The organism is Algoriphagus sp. (assembly GCF_024642405.1).
In the GTDB taxonomy this organism is placed as follows: domain Bacteria; phylum Bacteroidota; class Bacteroidia; order Cytophagales; family Cyclobacteriaceae; genus Algoriphagus.
This window is the reverse complement of sequence record NZ_JAHEBC010000037.1, coordinates 1-22,140: the sequence shown is the minus strand read 5'-3', so window position 1 is coordinate 22,140 and position 22,140 is coordinate 1. Positions and strand designations below refer to the sequence as shown.

At 31.4% G+C, this 22,140-nt stretch carries 13 protein-coding genes; 12 read left to right on the top strand and 1 reads right to left on the bottom strand.

The window, feature by feature from the left end; translation table 11 throughout:
- From Q0L68_RS05030 to Q0L68_RS04985, 10 genes are all read left to right on the top strand, one after another.
- Nucleotides 1-204 (top strand): hypothetical protein (locus Q0L68_RS05030; RefSeq protein WP_296700242.1); only part of this gene is annotated, 204 nt, incomplete at its 5' end.
- Between the two features lie 42 nt (nt 205-246).
- A complete protein-coding gene (locus tag Q0L68_RS05025) occupies nt 247-1,059 on the top strand; it encodes a polysaccharide biosynthesis/export family protein (protein ID WP_296700239.1) in 813 nt (270 codons plus the stop codon).
- Between the two features lie 46 nt (nt 1,060-1,105).
- On the top strand, nt 1,106-3,433 hold the full coding sequence (locus Q0L68_RS05020; RefSeq protein ID WP_296700236.1) for a tyrosine-protein kinase family protein: 2,328 nt from the start codon (nt 1,106-1,108) through the stop codon (nt 3,431-3,433).
- Between the two features lie 23 nt (nt 3,434-3,456).
- Nucleotides 3,457-4,824 (top strand): oligosaccharide flippase family protein, encoded by a 1,368-nt coding sequence (locus Q0L68_RS05015; protein ID WP_296700234.1) that lies wholly within the window; start codon nt 3,457-3,459, stop codon nt 4,822-4,824.
- Between the two features lie 11 nt (nt 4,825-4,835).
- The gene (locus tag Q0L68_RS05010; RefSeq protein ID WP_296700232.1) at nt 4,836-5,723 is read left to right on the top strand and encodes an alpha-1,2-fucosyltransferase; all 888 of its coding nucleotides are present in this window, start codon (nt 4,836-4,838) and stop codon (nt 5,721-5,723) included.
- A gap of 24 nt (nt 5,724-5,747) precedes the next feature.
- The gene (locus tag Q0L68_RS05005) at nt 5,748-6,974 is read left to right on the top strand and encodes a glycosyltransferase (protein WP_296700227.1); all 1,227 of its coding nucleotides are present in this window, start codon (nt 5,748-5,750) and stop codon (nt 6,972-6,974) included.
- A complete protein-coding gene (locus tag Q0L68_RS05000) occupies nt 6,967-8,307 on the top strand; it encodes a hypothetical protein (RefSeq protein ID WP_296700224.1) in 1,341 nt (446 codons plus the stop codon). Before Q0L68_RS05005 ends, Q0L68_RS05000 begins: the two co-directional genes overlap by 8 nt.
- Nucleotides 8,300-9,622 (top strand): group 1 glycosyl transferase, encoded by a 1,323-nt coding sequence (locus Q0L68_RS04995; protein WP_296700222.1) that lies wholly within the window; start codon nt 8,300-8,302, stop codon nt 9,620-9,622. The genes Q0L68_RS05000 and Q0L68_RS04995 overlap by 8 nt, the downstream gene beginning before the upstream one ends.
- Nucleotides 9,623-9,640: 18 nt before the next feature.
- On the top strand, nt 9,641-10,789 hold the full coding sequence (locus Q0L68_RS04990; RefSeq protein ID WP_296700219.1) for a glycosyltransferase: 1,149 nt from the start codon (nt 9,641-9,643) through the stop codon (nt 10,787-10,789).
- 10 nt (nt 10,790-10,799) lie between these two features.
- Nucleotides 10,800-11,822 (top strand): glycosyltransferase family 4 protein, encoded by a 1,023-nt coding sequence (locus Q0L68_RS04985; protein ID WP_296700217.1) that lies wholly within the window; start codon nt 10,800-10,802, stop codon nt 11,820-11,822.
- Nucleotides 11,823-11,948: 126 nt separating this feature from the next.
- Here the strand turns inward: Q0L68_RS04985 and Q0L68_RS04980 are convergent, their stop codons facing one another.
- On the bottom strand, nt 11,949-12,926 hold the full coding sequence (locus Q0L68_RS04980; protein ID WP_296700213.1) for a glycosyltransferase family 4 protein: 978 nt from the start codon (nt 12,924-12,926) through the stop codon (nt 11,949-11,951).
- A 653-nt stretch (nt 12,927-13,579) separates the two neighbouring features.
- On the opposite strand from Q0L68_RS04980, the gene Q0L68_RS04975 reads away from it, so the two are divergent.
- Both Q0L68_RS04975 and Q0L68_RS04970 read left to right on the top strand, forming a co-directional pair.
- The gene (locus Q0L68_RS04975) at nt 13,580-16,111 is read left to right on the top strand and encodes a right-handed parallel beta-helix repeat-containing protein (RefSeq protein ID WP_296700210.1); all 2,532 of its coding nucleotides are present in this window, start codon (nt 13,580-13,582) and stop codon (nt 16,109-16,111) included.
- Nucleotides 16,112-17,058: 947 nt separating this feature from the next.
- Entirely contained in the window at nt 17,059-21,891 is a 4,833-nt protein-coding gene (locus Q0L68_RS04970) for an Ig-like domain-containing protein (RefSeq protein ID WP_296700207.1), read from the top strand.
- Nucleotides 21,892-22,140 lie beyond the last annotated feature (249 nt).

The window sequence follows — 22,140 nt, the reverse complement described above, 5'->3', positions numbered from 1 at the left end:
CTAGATATTGACATTACTTTGTTTTTAGCCAAAAGAAGAACATTTTATGTTCAAGATTTTGAAACTCTTGGATGGAGTCGCTATGCAAGGAGTGTTGAAAAATTTGTAATGCCTGGTGAACATGCAAATATGCTTAAGCCTCCTCATGGTTCCGAGTTTACAAAGGTTCTTCAGGAAAAGTTAAACCTTTTTAAGGTTAAGTGAAATTAGTGCTTTAAAAAAAAATGAGAAATAAAGTTTATCAAAATGTGGAAACAAAGAGTAAATAGAAGTAATATAATTATACCTCTTCTTCTAATTGGAATGATTTTAATGAATTCTTGCGCCAAGAGGAATTTAACTTATTTCCAAGATATTGGAGATGGACAAGATTATGTGCTCAATAATGGTCCTTTTGAGGAACCTAAAATTGTTCCTGGAGATTTACTAGATATAAGAGTAAGTACTTTAAGCCCCGAATCAAACGTACTGTTTAATTATGGTATTGTTTCTACCGACGAAAGCGGAGAAGCCCAAATGGCTCAGGATCCAATCGTAAGAGGTTATATGGTGGACCCTGATGGAAATATTGAATTTCCTACACTCGGGGCTGTAAAATTAGGGGGGCTAACAAGGGAAGAAGCTAAAGTTTACTTAAAAAGTGAGTTGGCTTCTTTGGTTATAGAACCGAAAATTGAAATCAGATTTTTGAATTTTAAAGTTACAGTTATTGGAGAGGTAAATCGGCCTTCATCTTTTGTTGTTCCAACCGAGCGGATTACGATTTTAGAAGCTCTAGGAATGGCAGGCGATATGACAGCTTATGCATTAAGGGAAAATGTACTATTGATACGTGAAACCCCGGATGGAAAAGTTATTCATAGATTTGATATAGGCAAAAAGGAAATTCTAAGCTCTCCATATTATTACTTAAAACAAAATGATGTTATCTATGTCGAGGCTGACAAAAAGAAGCTTAATCAAGCTAATGTGAATCCAACAACTATAGCTGCTGCAACTATAGCCTCTTCACTTATTGTTGCTTTGATCTTTAATTTCAATGACATTTTCGTTAGGTAATATGACTGAGGGTGATTTAATGTGTTAACGATATTTTCAATATAAAATGAAACTTTCAAATATTATTTTGGAGGAGAATCTAGATTCTTCTTCAACCAAAGTTGACTTTAAATTTAAGTTGAGGAAGCTTTTAAAGGCATGGCCATTATTTCTTTCTTCAATCGTTTTGGTTCTTTCATTGGTTTATGTATACATCTATTATTCCATTCCTTATTATTCTGTTAATAATAGTATAATGCTTAGAGATGTTACTAAAGGAGCTGATTTTTTAGAAAATCCTGTTTTTGAAGGCTTAAATGAGTTTAAATCCTCAAATACAGTGGATAATGAAGTTGATGTAATCCAATCTGGTATTTTAATGAGGGAAGTAGTAAATGAACTTGGTTTATACAATGATTATTTCTACGTAAACTCTTTAAATAAGAAAAATCCTGTATTCTACAAGCATTTGCCATTCACTGTGGAAATGATAGAAGTCTATTCCTTAGGTGCTAATGCATCTGATGAAAAGCGAGAGATGAGGGTAGTAGAGTTTAAGGAAAATTATGTAATAGCTGAGATTAATGATGAGCCTATCATGATTAAGCCGAATGAAACCTTTGATTCCAGGTATGCAAAATTTAAGATTCTTTTTAACGAAAGAACAAAAGTAGGAGAGTTAGAAGAACCAATTCTAGTCGAATTTAAAAGTCCGGATGAACTTGCAGGAATTTTCTCAGGAAGACTCGATGTTGATACCAAGGATAAAAATTCTAGTGTATTATACATCTCTTTACTTGAAACCGCACCAGAAAGAGGTGTTTTGGTACTTGATAAATTAGTTGATCAATATAATGAGCAGCTTTCAGAAGATAAGAAGGAAGTCGCAAGAAAATCATTAGAATTTATTAATAATCAGATTGATTTGACTCTTGCTGAGCTGAATGAAATGGAGCAAGATATCGAGAGATTCAAAAACACACAAAATGTAGTTGATGTTCAGTCAGATACAAAAGTTTATCAGGAAAATTTTATAAGAAATAATCGTGAAATTTCTGATTTAGAAAATCAAATAGACATCTACAATAGTGTCCAATCTGTTGTATCAAGCAATTCTAGTGGAGATATATCTGGCTTAAGTTCTTTAATAAAAGATGATCCGTATTTATCCACTACTATGACTGAATACCAAGATGCAAAATCAAAAGTTGCAGAGTATCAAAAATCAATTATGCCTGATAACCCGTTAATGGTTAAGCAAATGTCGATTTTAAATGCAGCAAGAGATAATATTATTAATCATATTGCAACAAATAAAAAACAGCTTGAAATCACGCTTAAAAATTTAAGGAATGAAAATCAGCAGTTCCAAAATAAATCAACTTCCGCACCTCAATTAGAGAGACAATATGAAGCGATCAGTAGAGATGTTGGAATCAAGAAAGACCACTATTTATATTTAATTCAGAAAAAGGAAGAGACAGCTTTGTTTTTGGCCTCAGTTCCTTCCAATCAAGCTAAAGTCATTGAAAGTGCTTCATTTGGGTATGTACCAACTAAGCCGTATCCACCTGTACTCTATTTGGCAGGTATGTTTTTTGGCTTTACTATTCCATTTTTATATGTGTTTGGCGGATCATTACTAAGTGATAAAATAGTTGTTCGTTCAGATTTATCTAGTGTTTCCCAAATTGATGTTTTGGGAGAGATTTCATTTTTAAAGAGTAAAGAATTATTTGTAATTAATTATAAAAACAATACTCCTGTTTCAGAACAGTTTAGATTAATCAGATCTAATTTTAATTATAAGTTAGATGATAATATTTCTAAAGTAGTAATGGTTACCTCTTCGGTTTCAGGTGAAGGGAAAACCTTCTTTTCAATAAATTTTGCTAAGTCATTATCTATGGTAGGCAAAAGTGTAGCTGTCCTAGAGTATGATTTAAGAAAGAAAGGGTTGAAAGATGAATTTAAATTTAAATCTAATAAAGGCATCTCAAATTATCTTTCTACATCAGATTTTAGTTTAAAGGATTTATTGGACTCTAGAAATGAAGTAAATGGCATTACCATTTTTCAGGTTGGAAATATTCCTGAAAATCCTTCTGAAATAATGCATTCAGAAAAAAATGAAAAATTAATAGCAAAACTTAAAGAAGAGTTTGATTATATAATTATTGATACTGCCCCTATGGGATTAGTGGCAGATGCACTTGCAATTGCTGATATAGTTGATTATTCCATTTTTATAGTCAGATATGATTATACTAGCAAAAAGAATTTAGATTACTTTAGTGATGTCCTCAAGTCAAATCGTCTGAAAAATCCTATGATAGTCATTAATGGCTCAAAAAACAGTGTTAAATATGCATACGGAAATTATGCATATAAATAGAATTATTACGATTTGATTTTATTATGAATATTAGTTATGCTCTTAGTGAGTTTTTCAATAAAGGTAGTGCTAGGACACTTGCTGCAAAGAAGAATGTTGTTTTCAGTTTTGTAGTAAAAGTTTTAAGTATGGCTATTTCCTTTATAATAGTCCCTCTCACAATTAATTATATTAATCCAACACAATATGGTATTTGGCTAACACTAACATCAATAGTTGGTTGGGTGTCACTATTTGATGTCGGCTTAACTCAAGGGTTAAGAAATAAATTTGCAGAGGCAAAAGCGAAGCATGATATAAAACTTGCTAGAATTTATGTTAGTACAACCTACTTTTATATTTCAATATTATTTCTTTCGGTATGGGTACTATTAGTAATCTTAAATAGTTTTGTTGATTGGAGTTCACTTATCAATGTTCCTATAGTTATGGATTCTGAGATAAGGATGCTAACATCAATTATAATTACCTATTTCTGTCTACAATTTATTTTTCAAGTAATTAAGACAATTTTAATTTCGGATCAAAAGCCAGCTAAAGCATCTTTAATTGATTTAATAGGTCAAGCTGCGTCTTTATTGATTATTTGGTTATTGACTTTGTTTACAGATGGTTCTTTGATTTTATTAGGTTTAGGTATTGGGGTATTTCCAGTAATAATCCTAGTCATTGCTAATATTTATTTATTTTCTACTACTTACAAAGACGTAATTCCTAGTATAAAATTAATTCAAAAGGAGTATAGAAATCAATTAATGGGTCTAGGATTGAAATTTTTTATTTTGCAATTGGCTGCGATGATTCAATACAGTACTTCTTTGTTTTTAATTGCTCGTTATTTTACTCCGGTTGATGTAACCGCCTATAACATTGCATTTAAATACTTTTTAACGCTTCAAGGTATTTATATGATTATACTTTCTCCATTGTGGAGTAGCAGTACCGATGCTTACTATTCGGGAGATTATGACTGGATTATTAGAGCAGTTAAAAAATATCTTTTGATTCTTCTTCCATTTTTGTTGTTAGGATTAATAATGTTACTATTCTGTAATCAATTTTATGATTTTTGGTTGGGAGAAGGTGTGGTAGATATTGACTTTAGAATATCATTTCTATGTTTTGTTTTCTTTGTCCTTGGAATGTTTGCAAGTATTTTTGTAAATGTTATTAATGGAATAGGTGCCTTAAGAGTACAGTTTTATGTTTCAATAGTTACTTCTATAGGTTTTATTATTTTATCATTGATTTTCATATTATTATTTGAATGGGGAGTTTGGTCAATTATTTTAGCTTCCATAATTTCTAATGTGTATGGTTATTTATTTGCTCCTATTCAGTTATATAATATACTAATTGTTCGAAATACAAATAGTATTTGGTTTAAATGATTTTGCCTAGGATGAATAAAGTTAATATATACGGTGGTTTAGGTAATCAAATGTTCCAATACGCTCTTACCTGTGTTTTGAATTCCAAAGGCATTCCTAGCAGGATTAGTTTTAGAGATTTCTTTTTCTATAAACACCATAATGGATTTGATTTGTCTAGGGCTTTTAATCTTGAATTAGACACTAAGAATAAATTAAAGTTGAATGTTTTAAACTTAGGTTCTTTTTTTTGGAGTGTATCAATAGTACAAAAACTTCTTTATTCTCTATTTCAAATGTATTCTTTATTGTTTGAGAATATTATGAAAGAAAAGAAAGAGTTTTCTTTTGATGAAGAAATATTTGAGATATCAAATTCTAGGCTAATTGGTACTTGGCAATCTGTTAAGTATTTAGAAGGCTATGAAGAGTTTTTGAGAAATAAATTTAAGTTTAAACCCCCTTTGGATTTTGAGAATATAAGCCTATCAAAGGAAATAGAAAAGGGTAATTCGGTTGCTGTTCATATAAGAAGAGGAGATTATACAAAATCAGAATGGAAAAATTCGCATTTAGTAATTGATGGACCAGAGTATTATTTAAATGCAATTGATGAATTATCATCAAAATTAATTAACCCTATATTTTACTTTTTCTCAGATGATATTGATTGGGCCAAAACTAATTTTAAAGGTTCAAACTTTAAATTTGTGGAACATAATAGTAATGATAAAAGCTACTTAGATATGTATTTAATGAGCTTATGCTCCAATTTCATTATAGCAAATAGTACATTCAGTTGGTGGGCAGCTTGGCTATCTGAAAATCCAGAAAAAATTGTTATTGCTCCAAATCCCTGGATAAAAGGGTTGAGAACTCCCGAAATTTACCCTGATAACTGGAGTGTAGTTAAACTTTAGTTGAATAATTTAAATGCTTTCACATTGTTGAAGATAGTCCAAATACAATTTTCTAATAAATCAGCAGGTTCTTGTGCTAGGAGGCTTCATCAGGGCTTTAGTAATTCTAATTCTATAGATTCTAATGCTATTTCATTGTTCATGGATGGTGAGGCCTATGATGGAATAATGTATTTGTCAAGAATCCCCAGATTAAAAGCTTTCATTAATAATTGGGTTGAGAGAAAAACTCATAAATATGATAGTTCAAAATTTGGTTTATATACCTCATGTTTTCTTGGGACTGATGTTTCAAAAATGAAATTGATCCAAGAAGCTGATGTGATTTATATCCATTGGGTTCAATTGGGATTCTTCAATTTTAATTCATTTGAAAAGCTATTTAAAACTGATAAAAAGATATTTATTGTATTACATGATATGTGGTTTATGACAGGTGGATGTCATTATGCCGTTGATTGTGAGCAGTTTATAGATGGGTGTTTGGCATGCCCAATTTTTGAGGATAAATCAATAGCGTCAACTCAACATATAAAAAAGAATAATTTACTTTCTAAGTATAAAGGTAGATTCGAATTTATTACTCCGAGTTTATGGTTAAAAAATCTTGGGGAATCGTCAAGTTTGCTTAAAGATTCAATTATTCATTTTGTTCCTAATTACTTTGAATCACCAAATTTTAAGCCTGCCTCTCAAAGGCAAGCAAGATCAGTTTTATCAATTGATCCAACAAAATTTGTAGTTTGTTTTGGAGCTGTTAATATCTCAAGTGTTTATAAAGGTTGGAAATTTCTAAAAGAAGCATTTAAGTATTTAACAAACTCTTATTCATTTGAAGATCTTGAAGTAATTATTTTCGGGAATGGAGATTTATCTGAGTTTGAAAAAGCTATTGATTTCAAAATTCATTATTTAGGGTATTTAGAAGATGAAAAAGATATCGCTTTGGCATATAAATGCTCTGATGTTTTTGTGATTCCTAGTATTTTGGACAATCAACCAACTACAATTGTCGAAAGTCTTCACTGTGGCATCCCTGTCGTAGGATTTGATTTATGTGGTATTCCAGAGATGATTGATCATAAGAAATCTGGGTACATCGCTGAGGCGTACAATTCTTTTGATTTAGCGGAAGGAATTAAGTACTGTTTAGAAAATGATCTCCAAGTTAATTTAAAAGAAGAATACAAAAGTGATAATGTTCTTCAAACTCACTATAAGTTGTTAAATAGCAATAATTCAAATGATTGAAACATCCCGTTTAAGAAGTTTGAATGAAATAGGAATTGAGCCATTTGTGTTTCCAACAAAGTCCTATGCCTTATATATTTCTACTTTTTATTTATCCTTAATAGGGCTAAGTGTAGGCTATGTCATGAGCTTAACTTCATTTTCTTTTAATTCTTTATACCAAGCATTAGAGCTATTTAGTTATTTACTATTTATTTTCTCCTTAACTAAGTTAATTAAGATTGATTTTGAAATATCATATTTTAGAATGATTGTTTTTATTTATTTTATTTGGCAAGTGTTAATTTTAGTAAGGGGAGATTATTCTACATTTGACTATTTTGAATTAAAACAATTTATTTTTGATTTAAATTATGGTGGAGCTTTATATTTTATACCTCTTTTAGTTTTTATTAATTTTAATATGTTTTTAATTAAGAGGTTATTTGATACTGCAGTTATATTATCATTAATTTATTTTGTTTTCTTTTTTCTTAATTTTGGTGTTTTATTTGACAGTGATTTGTCAAATCTGATTAGTCAAGGTGCTGCTGAAACTTATTTTAAATATTTGGCTATTCCAGTTGGAATACTAGCATTAAACTTTAATCTATTAAATGATAAAGTTAAACCTCTTATTCTGATAGTTCTATTAATGGTGTTTGTAGTTGCTATTTTTCGAGCAAGAAGAGGAATGATATTTATGGCTGCTATGATTACTTTTTTTGGAGGTTTAAATTATTTTATTACCTCTGAAAGAAAATTTAGTATTTTGTTTTACCTTACTTATGGTCTTATTGGAGTATTTCTTTTTTTCTTTTATTCAATTGGAGAAGATATAGGAGAAAATTTCTTTTTTAAGAATGTTGCTTCCCGAGGTTTAGAAGATACCAGAGGTTATGTTGAGAATTGTTTTTTTAATGACATGTCATCATATGATTGGTTTTTCGGTAAAGGATTTAATGGAGGGTACAAATGTCCAGGTATTGATGAAAATATTTTTGAGGGAGGAATTAGAAGGGTGATTGAGACAGATTTTCTGCAATTAATAATGAATGGTGGGATCGTTAACATTTTCTTGTTACTGGCAATAATTTTGCCTGCAATAATTTTGGGATTGTTCTACTCTAATAATAATTTAGTCAAAACTTTAGCAATCTGGATCCTATTATGGCTGCTTTTCCTGTATCCTGCCAATGTTTATAGTTTTAGTTTATTTCATATTTCAATTTGGTTGAGTGCTGGGATTTGTTATACTGCTCCGATCAGAAAATTACCAAATTCCTTTGTGAAAAAATATTTTCTTAGTGAGTTCATAATTAAACCAGAATTAAAGGATAATAATAATGCCTAAAGTATTGGTTTTTGGTCAGTCATTTAACTCCAATACAGGAGGTGGTGTTACTTTGTCTAATCTGTTTAAAGGTTGGAATAAAGATGACTTAGCGGTTATCTGTACTAGTCACTCCAATGGAAATATTTCTCCTGAAATTTGTGATAATTATTATTTTATAGGTTCTGATGAATTTCATTGGAAGTATCCATTTAAATATTTTCAAAGGGAACTTCCATCTGGTAAATTACCTATTAGGACTACTCCAGACTTAGATAATTTTTCCTTTAAACCTACTTTTAGAGAAATAGTAATCCATAAATATCTCTATCCATTCCTTCAATGGTCAGGACTTATGCACACTATTTCCATCATGGAGGTCAGTGATAACCTTCTTAAATGGGTAGATGAATTTTCTCCAGATATCCTCTACATTCAAGCTTCAACAAGAGAGTCTTTACTTTTCGCAACTAGTTTGTCCGAAAAATTAGATGTGCCGGTAGTGATTCATCAAATGGATGATTGGATAAGTTCAGTTGGATATAATGGACTCGCAGGTGATTATTGGAACAAAAAGATAGATAGTGAATTTAAAGAGCTTGTTCATAAGGCGGATTTATGCCTTAGTATTTGTGATTTGATGGGTTCAGAATATGAAAAGCGTTATGGATCAAAGTTCATAACATATCACAACCCAGTTGATCTAAAGATGTGGTTGCCTAAAGGTGAGAGAAAGAATAATACTGGTAAAGAGATTTCAATCTTATATGCAGGTCGTACTGGGTTTGGAATTTATGATTCTCTTATATCTTTTGCAGAAGCAGTTGAATTATTCAATTCCAAAAGCGATATAAAAATTAAGTTTTATATACAAACTGCAGAAAAGTTGACTTGGACAAAAAAATACAAATATACTTTTCATAAGGACTTAATTCCTTATAATAAATTGCCTCAATTATTTCAAAGCATGGATTTCTTGCTATTACCCTGCGATTTCTCAAAAAAGGCGATTCAATTCCTTAAATATTCCATGCCCACAAAAGCTCCTGAATATATGATTTCAGGTACCCCTATCATTATTCTTGCACCTGAAGAAACAGCCATTTATCAATATGGTAAAACAGGGGAATGGGCATGCACAATAAACAGCGATGACCAAGAATTGATCTGCTCTAGATTAAAGGAAATAGTTTCTAATGAGCAACTAAAACAAAGATATACCCAAAATGCCATCAAATTGGCAAAAGAGCGTCATTCATATGAACTCGTTACTAAAGAATTTGCCAATCAATTCAATGCTCTTTTGGAAGGGCAGTTGAATGATGACACACAATAAAATTAATTAAAATCCTACATGGATATATTGGTATTTGGAATTTCTTTACGGGAGGGGATGGCAGGATCAGTAAGAGTTAGAAATCTTTTAAACCCTCTAATAGAAAATCATTCAGTAAAAGTAAATAATATTTATTTTTCGAACCAGGCGGATAGTATAGATGACTCGGGAAGAAGTGATGAATTGAAAGTGGATCTGAATTTAAAAAATCCGGTTTCAATAATCACATATTTGTCAAAATCCTTAAAATTTATCCGCAAAAAATTCAATAAGAAGGAGAAGAATATTTTTTATCTATATGATACGCCGGATATTAAGACTATTATTCCGCTTATTTATGCTAGAACTTTAGGATATAAAATAGTTTTAGATATCGTTGAGGATAGTACTCATGCATATAGTTTTGGTGGTTTCGTCAATAAATTAAGAGTGAAAAGTGGAGTTTATATTCTCAAGAACTTTCAATTTTTAATTGATTTGAATATCGTGATTTCCTCTCATTTAGAACAGTTGTTACTTTCTTACACTTCTAGTGAAAAAGTGCTTTTTATTCCAGTGACGATGGATATTTCTAAATTTAAAAAAAGTGAATTTAAAAAAAGTAAGGCCACCACTTTATTCTATGGTGGATCATTTGGTAAAAAGGATGGACTAGATCTACTACTTAAAGCTTTTGAAGAAGTCTGCAGGGAGAATGAGGATCTTAAATTGATATTGACTGGCAAAGGTGAGGCTATTCATGATTTTAATGAATTTATGAAGTTGGTTAATGCTTCTGAATTTTCTGAAAGGATTTTTTATAAGGGTTTCATTCCTTCTGAGGAATATCAGGGCTTACTCAACTCTTGTGATATTTTTTGTGTAATTAGAGATAATTCTGGTGCAGCAAATGCAGGTTTTCCTTCTAAATTAGCTGAGTACCTGGCAACAGGTCGAGCTGTTATTGTTACAAATGTTGGCGATGTTTCTCAGCATTTAAGTCACAAGAAAAATGCGCTTATTGTAGAACCTGAATCTCTAACATCTCTCGTAGGGGCAATAAAATTTTTAATAGATAATCCAGAACAAATAAGTACAATAGGAAAAGAGGGGCGGTTAGTAGCTCAAGAAAAATTTAATAATATCAAAGAAAGTAATAAGTTACTCCATAGTTTACGGACTATTTAAATCTGATAAAATGACTAAAGTTGTGGTTTTGGTGACAAACTCTATCAATACTTCCTATGGAGGGATAGGGCCTTTTGTTAAGAATTTGGATGTTCATTTGTCTGAATATTACGATTTAGACTATATCACTCTTCCAGATTACTTTGATAATATTACAATAGTTCCGCATAGATTTTTATACTTCATGTATATGTTTTTCAATTACTTCAAACTTAGAAAGTATGATATGGTAATTTCGCATTCCCATGAAGGTGCCTATGCTTGTTCTATATTTGGTCGCCCATTTATTCATGTTTATCATGGGAATGACAATCCGGTATCAGTTTCAAGGTTTTGGTATGGCAAATATTTTATTTCCCTATTCAATCATGCAACAAAAATGATTTCTGAAAAAAGCCTAATCGGCTATACCGTTGGTAAGGAAGAAGTGGGAAGAAAAAAAATATTAAATCCTATTTCACATGATATCTCACAAAAAGACTTTTCGGAACGGTCAGGTTTTATTTTTGCGGGAAGATTAGAAAAAGGTAAAAGAGTAGAATTGATATTAGAGTCTTACGCACTTTTACCTGCAGAGATTAAAGAATCCAATAAATTGAAAATTGCAGGGAAAGGTTCTCAGTTAGAATTTCTACAAGAGAAGGTAAATGAGTTGAAGCTAAATAAGAATGTAGAATTTTTGGGTATTCTAGATAACCGTTCATTGATAGAACAAATTTCGAAAAGTAAAATATTCTTAATGGCATCAGGGTTTGAAGGTTTTCCTATGGTAATTGCTGAGGCTTTTTCGGTCGGAGTTCCTTCTGTTTCAACTGATGTCGGTGATATACCAAGATTTCTCAAATCTGGAGAGAATGGGATGTTGGTAGAAAAAGATTTTAAGTTTTTAGATTTTGCGAATGCCGTCCAGAAAATATTAGAAAATTATGAGCATTTCGCCTCTAATGCTTTTGAAGCCGGAAAACTATTCGATGCAAAAAAGATAGCGACTGATTTGGTGAAAGATATAAATACCTTGATTGAAGCTAAATAAATCTTTTCCTAAATTCTTTGAAAAGAGTTTATGTTTTTGGTTTAATGCATTTTCTATATTTCTATCTTTTTTTTATTGATGAAACAAAGTCTGATTTCATCTAAGAAAAGTGCGTTTTAATGGTTTTTAATCGATTTTCAGACTAGATAAAGTTGAAATTAACCTGTCCTCAAAAATTGAGAGTGTATAGTTTTCCTTGAATCGTGCGAATGCATTAACACCCATTTGGATTCGTTTTTTAGGATTATTTTCAAGAAAATTAACTGCTTCTGAGATTTCTTTTGGAGATTCTTTTTTGACAATTATTCCTGTTTCATTATTTATTATAATTTCTGGAATAGCTCCTTCAAAAGTTGAAATTACAGGCAAACTGTATTGCATCGCTTCCAAAAGGACTAAAGGAAAGCAATCTTCTTGAGTTGGATGAATAAATATATCTGCTTCTTCAAAGACTTTATTCTTTGCATCCCCTGAGACTTTACCTACATATCTGATTTCTTTATCCAATCCATTTTCCTTTACAAAATTAGTTAATTCTAAAGCAGTTACATCTCCTTCAGCCCCTGCAATAATACATTGGAATTTTAAACCATTTTCTTTTAAAATAATACAGGATTTTAAAAGATCCCATATCCCCTTAGTTTTTAGTAGATTAGAAAGGAACAATAAATTGATTTGTTCTGTACGGGGTTTCGACCTTATTTTATTGATGTCAATGTTTTCCTCTATGCCATTTCCACAATATTTCACTCTTCCTTTATTTACATATTTTGAAATATCTTCGTATAGGTAGGGTGATAATAGGATGACGTCAGTGTTTTTAAAAATCCTTGGGTATAACTGCTTTTCAATAAATTTTCCACTATTTTTTTTGACTCCTTTATTGTGTAAGTGAAAAACTATTCGGTAACCAAGAAATTTAACAATGAATACAACTAGTGCATCTTTGAATAGACCTGGAGCTGTAGTACTTAAAGTCATGTAGACCAGATCAGGCTTTTGTTTAATACATTTATTAATTGTTTTTAATAAAATTTCAGCATATCTCCTCCATTTCAGCAATCCTCCTTTCCCAATTTCATCGATAGTATGTGAGGTGCTCAAATTGATGAAATCTGATTCAAAAACTGAATTAATCTTTTTGCTAGACATTATATATTTCCCGACTACAGCTGCACCATGAATAGGAGGTGGATAATGAAGGATAAAAAGAATTTTCATAGTAGTTGGTAATGTGCTTCCATCAAGATGTGAGATGTTTTCTTATCAAGGATTTTCTTTTTGGAAATAAATTTTGGTATCTAGAAAAGAGATGATTTTTTGGTTGGTTAAAGCAACTTTAGTTTATGATTTTTAGAACAAGTAAACCAAAAGTGGGGCTTATCCGAATTTTAATTATTTGATATTCCAATATTAATGGTTTTTGTTTGCATGCCTAAGTTAATCGATCAAATCAACAATAAATTCCAATTTAAAATTTGTAAATATCAAGCCTTATTAATTCATAAATTTAATTTTCATAAGAGCTTGGCTTAAAAACTCTTATAAATAAACTCTTTTTGCTTCACCCAACCTCATTCGTTTTCCAAAGACAATTTCCTTTCAAATCAATTTCAAAGGTAAATGCTATTCGAATTAATCTGAGTGATATTTATACCTGAAATCCTTTATGTTATAAAATAAAATCTCTATTTAGGAGACTAGTTTTAGTTTAATGATTTGAGAAAAGTATTTAAACTAGGAAATAAAATTTATTCATGAATCCTAATGTTTTCTTTGAAGAAATTGGGATAGAATTTTTCTTAACCTTAGTCTCGTTTTTGGGAATGAAATTCTTTTATTATAAAAAATCAAGTACAAGAATATTAGGTGTCATTTGTTGCCTAATTTTCATTTTAATATCGCAAGAGAGAAGTCTTGCTTTAGATTATTATTTTTCTTCTTCTGTAGGCGATGATAGCCGTTCTTTCGAATTAGCTCAATCAGCTACAACACCTTGGAAATCTATAGAAAAACTAAATGAGATAGCTTCCTCCTTAAAAGGTGGAGATAAAATCTATTTTAAAAGAGGAGATGTGTTTCATGGTACAATTCGACTTTCAAAGGGTGGTACAATAAATGATCCTATCTTATTTGATGCTTATGGTACGGGGGAATTACCGATTATTACTTCTTTAAAAAAAGTTGAAAACTGGGAGAATCTTGGAAATGGGATCTATCAAGCAAAAATTCCTGATATTAATTCTCTTGATTTAAAAATTGTATTACTGGATAATGAAATTAAAGCTTTTGGAAGATATCCGAATATTAATGAAGAGAATGGGGGATACCTTACTATTCAGTCCATTAATCATGATTTTAGTATTAACGGAAGTTTAATCCCATTCAACGGAAAGGGAGGAGAAGTTGTAATTCGTAAAAACAATTGGATTATTGATAGTTATCCTATCTCAAACATAAAAGAAAATAGAATTGATTTCCTAAATAAGGGTAGTTCAGGATACAAGCCCATTATTGGTTTTGGCTATTTTATTCAAAATCACTTAGAGGCTTTAGATCAAATTGGTGAATGGGCCTATTCCAAAGAGGAAAAGATATTGTCTATTTACTTGGGAAAAGACCTTTCTTCGGAAAGAATAATCGAATATGCATCAAATGATTATCTCATTGTTACAAATTTTTTAGTCAGGAATCTTTCTTTTAGGAATCTTCATCTAAAAGGAGGGAATAAGAATATTATAAACATTGAGAGATCCTCTAATATTTTGGTTGAGAATAGCATTTTGGAGTTCGCAGGAGAAAATGCTATTTATAGTTATAGCACTCCGGATTTTTCTGTAAAAAATAATATTATTCGAAACTCATTAAGTGGAGGGGTGTTTTTTTGGCACAGTACACCTAGAGCAGTTATTTCAGATAACTTAATTGAGAACTCTATGCCTTTTCAGGGTATGGCAAAAAACAGTGATTTAAATGGTATAGGGGTTTATTTAGCTGGTAATGCCAATGAATCTAAGATTTTTAGAAACCGAGTTATAAATTCTGGTTACAACGGAATTCATTTTGGAGGAAATAATTCAGTTGTTAAGAATAATTTAGTGGATAATTATTGTTTATGGAAGCAAGATGGAGGAGGGATTTATATGAATTCAGACGGGTTAGTAAATTCTAATAATAAGGAGAGAGAGATTGTCGGAAACATTATTTTAAACGGAAAAGGAGCAAACGAAGGAACTAATCAGGATATTAAGATAGCAGAAGGTATTTATTTGGATGATAATACGTCAGGAGTCTACGTTGCGGAGAATTCAATTGCCTACATTAATGGAAAAGGGATTTACTTACATAATGCTAACAATATTACGATTGTTGAAAATCTGATTTTTGAATGTAACGTTTTATTGAAACTGAACCATGATCATTTAGGAGGCCCTTTGAGAAAAATAAAAATTGAAAAAAATGAATTCATAACTTTTAAAGAAAATGACATTGCTTTTTCAATTTCATCTATTGAAGATGATTTAAGTCTTTTTGGGGTAAGTCAAGAAAATTATTTTTTAGAGCCATTTGGAAATGAGTTTATTTTCGAATCAAAAAGTCCTGAAAATGGAGATTATGCCGTGAGGAGGAATAGGAAAGACTGGAATGAAACTTTTGGATATGATAGTTCTTCAAGAATTGAAGTAACAGGATTAGAAAGATTTAAAATATTAGAGCAAAAAGTTCTAAAGCAAAGCAATTTCAATTTGGACATCAATTTGATTTCAGGTGTTTATCATGCGATTTCTCAAAAAACAAGTGAAGGTCTATGGAGAATCACCCCAAATGGATCGGAACAAGCTCTAGCATATATTCAAATGGGACCTGTAAATAAAGGAGATATGATTTTGATAGAGATGGAGGTAAAAAGTGTGAATGAAAACCAAAGAGTTGAGCTATTTTTAGAAAATTCATTTAACCAAAACTCAATCAATACCATCTCATATTTTGAGGCTTCAAATGAAATGAAAAAAGTTAAAATGTTTTTGAATTCAATTATAGGTTCTAAAAATGAAAGTTTGGTAATTCGAACAGGCAATAGCCCAAATCCTTTGCTGATCGATAATCTGAAAATTTCTAAAGTTAATGCTGAACAAAATGGCGAGAACGTATTTTTTAAATTTAATTTTTCAAATGAATCTTATAATTACTCGTTGGATGGATTATATAAAAATCCAAAAGGTGAAGTTTTTGAAAATTCAGTAACCATCCCTCCTTACCACGCAGTTTTTTTGGTTAGAATAAAATGAACTTTGTTTATAATTATTTGATGTAATGCTTTGTTGAAAGTCTGAAATTCAGTTTGATGATTTTCACTATTTATTTAGGGGTTGGCGTAATATTGGCACGCAGGAATACTAATTATATTAAACAAAATATATAGTTGATAATTTGGAGGTTTTGAAAAAATAAAATTATAGTATTTTAATTATCAACTGATTATTCGATATCTATATAGATAGTTTTTAATAGTCAATTAATTTGAAAATTATGATTAAAAAAAAGTATGTATTATCTCCACGATCTGTGGAATTTTTCCACAATTTTCACATTCTCAATAGTTTAATACAGAGAAATTTGGTTTTTTGAATGAGATGATCCTTGGTTAATTTAAAAAATTTATTTAAATAATTTTATTAGCTATACTTAATATGCTCTATATTTTAATTAAAAAATGCAATATTCAATATTTGAACCCTTTGCCTATATTCTTAATTCAACAATTGCATAAATAATTATTATTATAAAATTTAGTTTGAAGGCTGGAGTTTCAATAAAATTTTATCAATCAAAACTTTTTTATGAAATAATATATTTTTTTTCAAAGTTATTTTAAAAAATTTAAATAAATGTAAAATACAGAAATAATATTTTAAAATGATTTTAGTTATGTTTAAAATGCATTTTTGTAGGTTTTTACGGTTTTAGTTTAGAAGAGATTTTTTAAGAATTATTATCCGAATATTTATAAGTAATTTATTGGATTTCGTAATATAATTTGCTTTATTTTTATTTTATGGTATTTAAATTCATAAAATAACTATATTTAAAATTTTATATTGAATAAGAAACTGTATTTAAACTTGATTTTTTAGCATTCAAACAAAAGAATTGGCAAGGAAGTTGAAATTGTAATTCATTGCCCTATTAACTAAAAGTATCAAACCACCATACCGCTAAATCACCGAATCACCATATGAAATTTACCTTGCTTGATGAGCTAAATTATATGCTCTTTAAAAAAACTAGATTAATTAAAAAGGTATTATTGATTATTGTTTTATCTGTTGTTTCCACTTCCTATTTGAAGGCAACTGATTATTATTTCTCCAGTTCAACGGGAGACGATAATCGATCCGCCACACAGGCACAAAACTCATCCACTCCATGGAGGAGTATTGATAAGTTAAATGCTTTTGCTGATCAATTGAAGGCAGGAGATAGAATTTTATTTAAAAGTGGTGACACTTTTTATGGAACAATACTTATTTCAAGAGGTGGAAGTTCCGGTAATCCCATTACTTACACATCATATGGAACTGGAGCAAAGCCTGTTATAACTTCCATGTTAAGAGTTTCGAATTGGGTATCTCGTGGAAATGGTACTTATGAAGCATCCCTTTCTAATATGGATGCTGGAAATGTACAAATCTTGGCCGTGAACAATCAAATTAGAGAGGTTGGAAGGTATCCAAATACTGGTACGGCTAATGAAGGATTTCTTACAGTTACTTCTGTTAATAATTCTTTAAGCATTCAGGGTGCAAATATGCCGGCAAATTTCGTTGGAGGTGAAATTGTAATAAGAAAAAATGATTGGATAACTGATAGACACGAAATTTCTTATAACGCAGGAAGCACCATTAGCTTTTTATCAAATCCAGAAACAGGATATACACCTAAAAGTGGTTTCGGATACTTTGTGCAAAACCATTTAAACACCTTGGACCAATTTGGAGAGTGGGCTTATTCTAAGTCAAATAAAAGGATCTATGGATATTTTGGAGGGCAGAATCCTAATAGTTTGAATGTTCAGGTTGCAACTCGAGATTATTTGGTAAAGACGAATAGATATATTCAAAATCTCACTTTTAATAACCTAAATCTAACAGGCGCTAATGCCGATCTTTTCAATATTCAAAATTCAGCAAATGTTCAAATCACAAATTGTGAATTGAATTTTGCTGGTCAAAATGGGATTTATTCCCATACTACACCTGACCTGATCATCAGAAGTAATACATTTAATTATTCTTTGAGTGGAGGAATTTTCCTTCCTTTTGGTACTCCAAGAGTAATAATTCAAGATAATGTAGTAAGTAATACTATGCCATTTCAAGGAATGGCTAATAGCAGTGATCTGAAAGGTGTTGCAATCTATATAGCTGGCGATGCAAATAATTCTCAAGTAACTAGAAATAGGGTTTTAAATACTGGTTTCAATGGAATTCATTTTGGAGGTAATTATACTGTTATTAAGAATAACCTGATAGATAATTATTGCTTATTCAAGCATGATGGAGGGGGAATTTATACAAATTCAGATGGAATCACTTGGGGTAATAATGAGGGAAGAGAAATTGTCGGCAATATTATTAGGAGAGGTAAAGGAGCGATTGCAGGAACTCCTGTAAAAGATGAACTCGCTGAAGGAATTTATATTGATGATAACGCAAACGGAATTAAAATTTCTGACAATACAATTTCTGAGGTTACTGGAAAAGGTCTATACCTTCATAATGCTAAAAACCTCGAGGTTCTAAATAACACTTTTTATAACATCCCAATTCAACTCCATGTTGGTGATGACGTGATGGGAAATCCAGTGAGAAATGTCAGAGTAGAAGGAAATCAATTTTCTAGGGTTTATGAGGAAGAAGTGCCTTATAGTATTTCCTCTGATGCTAATGATATTAATCAAATCGGAACATCCAATAATAACTATTTTCTGGATCCTTATGGGGTTGAGGTTTTATTTAAAAGTCAAAGCCCAAATGATGGACCTGGTGGAAGAAAATGGAATATGCCGAATTGGGCTAATCAATATGGGTATGAAAGAAATTCATTGCGTCCTGATTTCGATTTAGAAAAATATACTGTTATCAGCGCTAATACGATAAAGGAAAGTGACTTTAGTTCAAATTTGAATATTGTATCGGCTGTATATAACGGATCTTCGGAATTATCTACAGGAATTGATGGAGGTGTATGGAAAATTAATTTTAACCAAACTACAAATGCTTCTGCATTTATTCAGATTGGTGCTGTGTCTCAAGGAGATGAGATATTAGTTGAATTTGATACTAAAAGTTCTACAGCAAATCAAACTGTAGGATTACTTCTTGAAAAAACCTTTAATCAAAACCAAGAAGGTACAGTGTTTGATTTTGTAACTTCGACTGAAACCAAAAAGGTAAAGTTACTTTTGAAAGCAAATGTATCTGCAGGTAATGAAAGTGTTGTTTTTAAATTCCCTAAAACACTTCCAAATATTTTGATTGATAATTTGAAAATTTCAAAGGTTCAAACTGACCCAATAAATGTAGAGCAGCAGGTTTTTTTCCAATATAATTATTCAAATCAAACAGTTAGTTATCCACTTTCTGGAGTATATAAGAATGGCAAAGGCCAAATTTTTAATGGATCAGTTAGTATTCCAGCTTATAGCTCAGCTTTACTAGCCAAAATTGAAGAGGGGGCTGCTCAAGAGAATCTCCCGCCTACAGTATCTCTTTCCCAGCCTACCCAAAACCAGGTGTTTAATATTGGAAGTCCAGTACTTATCACTGCAAATGCATCTGACCCTGAGGGGCAAATACAAAGAGTTGAGTTTTATGTAAATGATAATTTAGTAGGATCTTCTACTCAGGCTCCTTTTCAATTTTCTTGGAATAACGCTCCAGTAGGAAATTTTAGGATTAAAGCTAAAGTAATTGATCAAGGAAGTTTGTCAGCGGAGTCTGCTGTTATAAATGTTTCAGTAGTTGATCCTAATTCAAATAATCAACCACCAGTAACCAGTATCGTAACACCAACCCAAAATCAGATATTTGATGAGGGAAATGCAGTTTTGATACAGGCTTATGTTGCTGATCCAGAGAATCAAATAGCCAAAGTAGAATTTTTCAATGGAAATATTTTAATTGGAAGCGTTACTGGGCCACCTTACCAGATTAACTGGACTAATGCGCCTGCAGGAAATCATTCATTAAAAACAAGAGTGACTGATCAGGGTGGTTTATCTGCAGAATCAGGTGTTGTAAACATAACTGTAAACTCTTCAGGTCCCGCAAACCAACCACCTGTGACAAGTATTGTTACTCCAACACAGAATCAGTCTTTTGATGAGGGGGATCCTGTTTTGATACAGGCCTATGTTGCTGATCCAGAGAATAAAATAGCCAAAGTAGAATTCTTCAATGGAAATACGTTGATTGGAACAGTCACTGGTTCACCTTATCAGATTAACTGGAATAATGCGCCTGCAGGAAATCATTCATTAAAAACAAGGGTGACAGACCAGGGAGGTTTATCTGCAGAATCAGGTGTTGTAAACATTACGGTAAATTCTACGGGTCCTGCCAACCAGCCGCCTGTAACCAGTATCGTTACTCCAACTCAAAATCAGTCCTTTGATGAAGGGAAAGCTATTTTGATACAGGCGTATGTGGCAGATCCAGAGAATCAGATCGCAAGGGTTGAGTTCTTCAATGGAAATACATTGATCGGAACAGTAACGCGTGCACCATTTGAGATTAATTGGACAAATGCTCCGGTAGGTAACCACTCTCTGAAAACTAGAGTGACAGATCAGGGTGGTTTATTAGCAGAATCCGGAGTGGTGAACATCACAGTAAATTCATCAGCTCCTGCCAACCAGCCGCCTGTAACCAGTATCGTTACTCCAACGCAAAATCAGTCCTTTGATGCAGGGAAAACAATTTTGATACAGGCCTATGTGGCAGATCCAGAGAATCAAATTGCAAGGGTAGAATTTTTCCGAGGAAATACCTTGATTGGAACGGTAACTCGTGCTCCTTTTGAGATTAATTGGACAAATGCTCCTGTGGGTAATCATTCCTTAAAAACCAGAGTAACAGATCAAGGTGGCTTATCAACAGAGTCTGGGGTAGTGAACATCAACGTAAAATCTTCAACTCCGGCCAATCAGGCTCCATTCACAAGTATTGTAACACCGTCAAACAACCAATCCTTTGCCCAAGGTTCTGATATTTTGATTCAGTCGTATGTATCAGATCCAGAAAATCAAATAGCCTTGTTGGAGTTTTTCAGTGGTAATACCTTGATTGGGTCTGTTACTTCATCTCCGTATCAATTATTAGTAAGGAATGTACCGGCTGGAAACTATGTGATTAAGACAAGGGTTACAGACCAAGGTGGATTGTCAGCTGAATCAGATTTAGTCAATGTTACCGTTTATAGTGGTTCTGGATTTAGAACGAACAATTTGGAGATTGTCAGTCCTAGTATGGATCAGAAATTCAAATCCTCTGAAAATGTGACTGTAGAAGTTGGAAATCAATCTGCCAATACGAAATATGACAGTCTTGAAGTTTATGTTAGAGGAATTAAAGTTGGTTCCACAAAAGAATTTAGCTTTGACCTTCCTGGCAATACTGTTTCGGAAGGTGACAATGTGATAACTGTAAAAGCCTTTCAATATGGTGCAGAATTGTCCTCTGATTGGGTGAATGTGGCCATATTGAAAGATCAAATTGATTCTCAAAATAATTCATTTGAAAGTTTTGGAGAAGATAATTACACATTTGATTTTGGGCCAAATCCTACGTCGGATATATTGAATATTTACTTGGATAAAATGTACCAAGATGAGGAAGTTGAAATCCATATTTACAATGTGAACGGAACTACTTTGGATGTACTTCAAACAAATACAAATGTGGGTAAACTAACAATTGATGTGAGTTCCTATAGTCAAGGAGTTTACTTCATCAGAATTCTTGGTAAGGTGTTTATTTATGATACAAAGCGATTTATTAAGAATTAAAAATATGAATCAATAAAAATTAAACCTGTGAATTATATTCACAGGTTTTTTTTTGAAATAGAAGGAATGAAAGTGGAAGAGTCTTTAGCCAACTCTTTGTTCTATACCTCTATATACGTAGCTAATTGATATTTTTGTGGAGCTTTTATTCTCAAATAAGCTAAAAGACAAATGATTTTGAATTGATAAAACGAATGGATTTTTTTTCAATAAATCGATTTTCGGAAAGCTCAATTAGGATGATTGAAA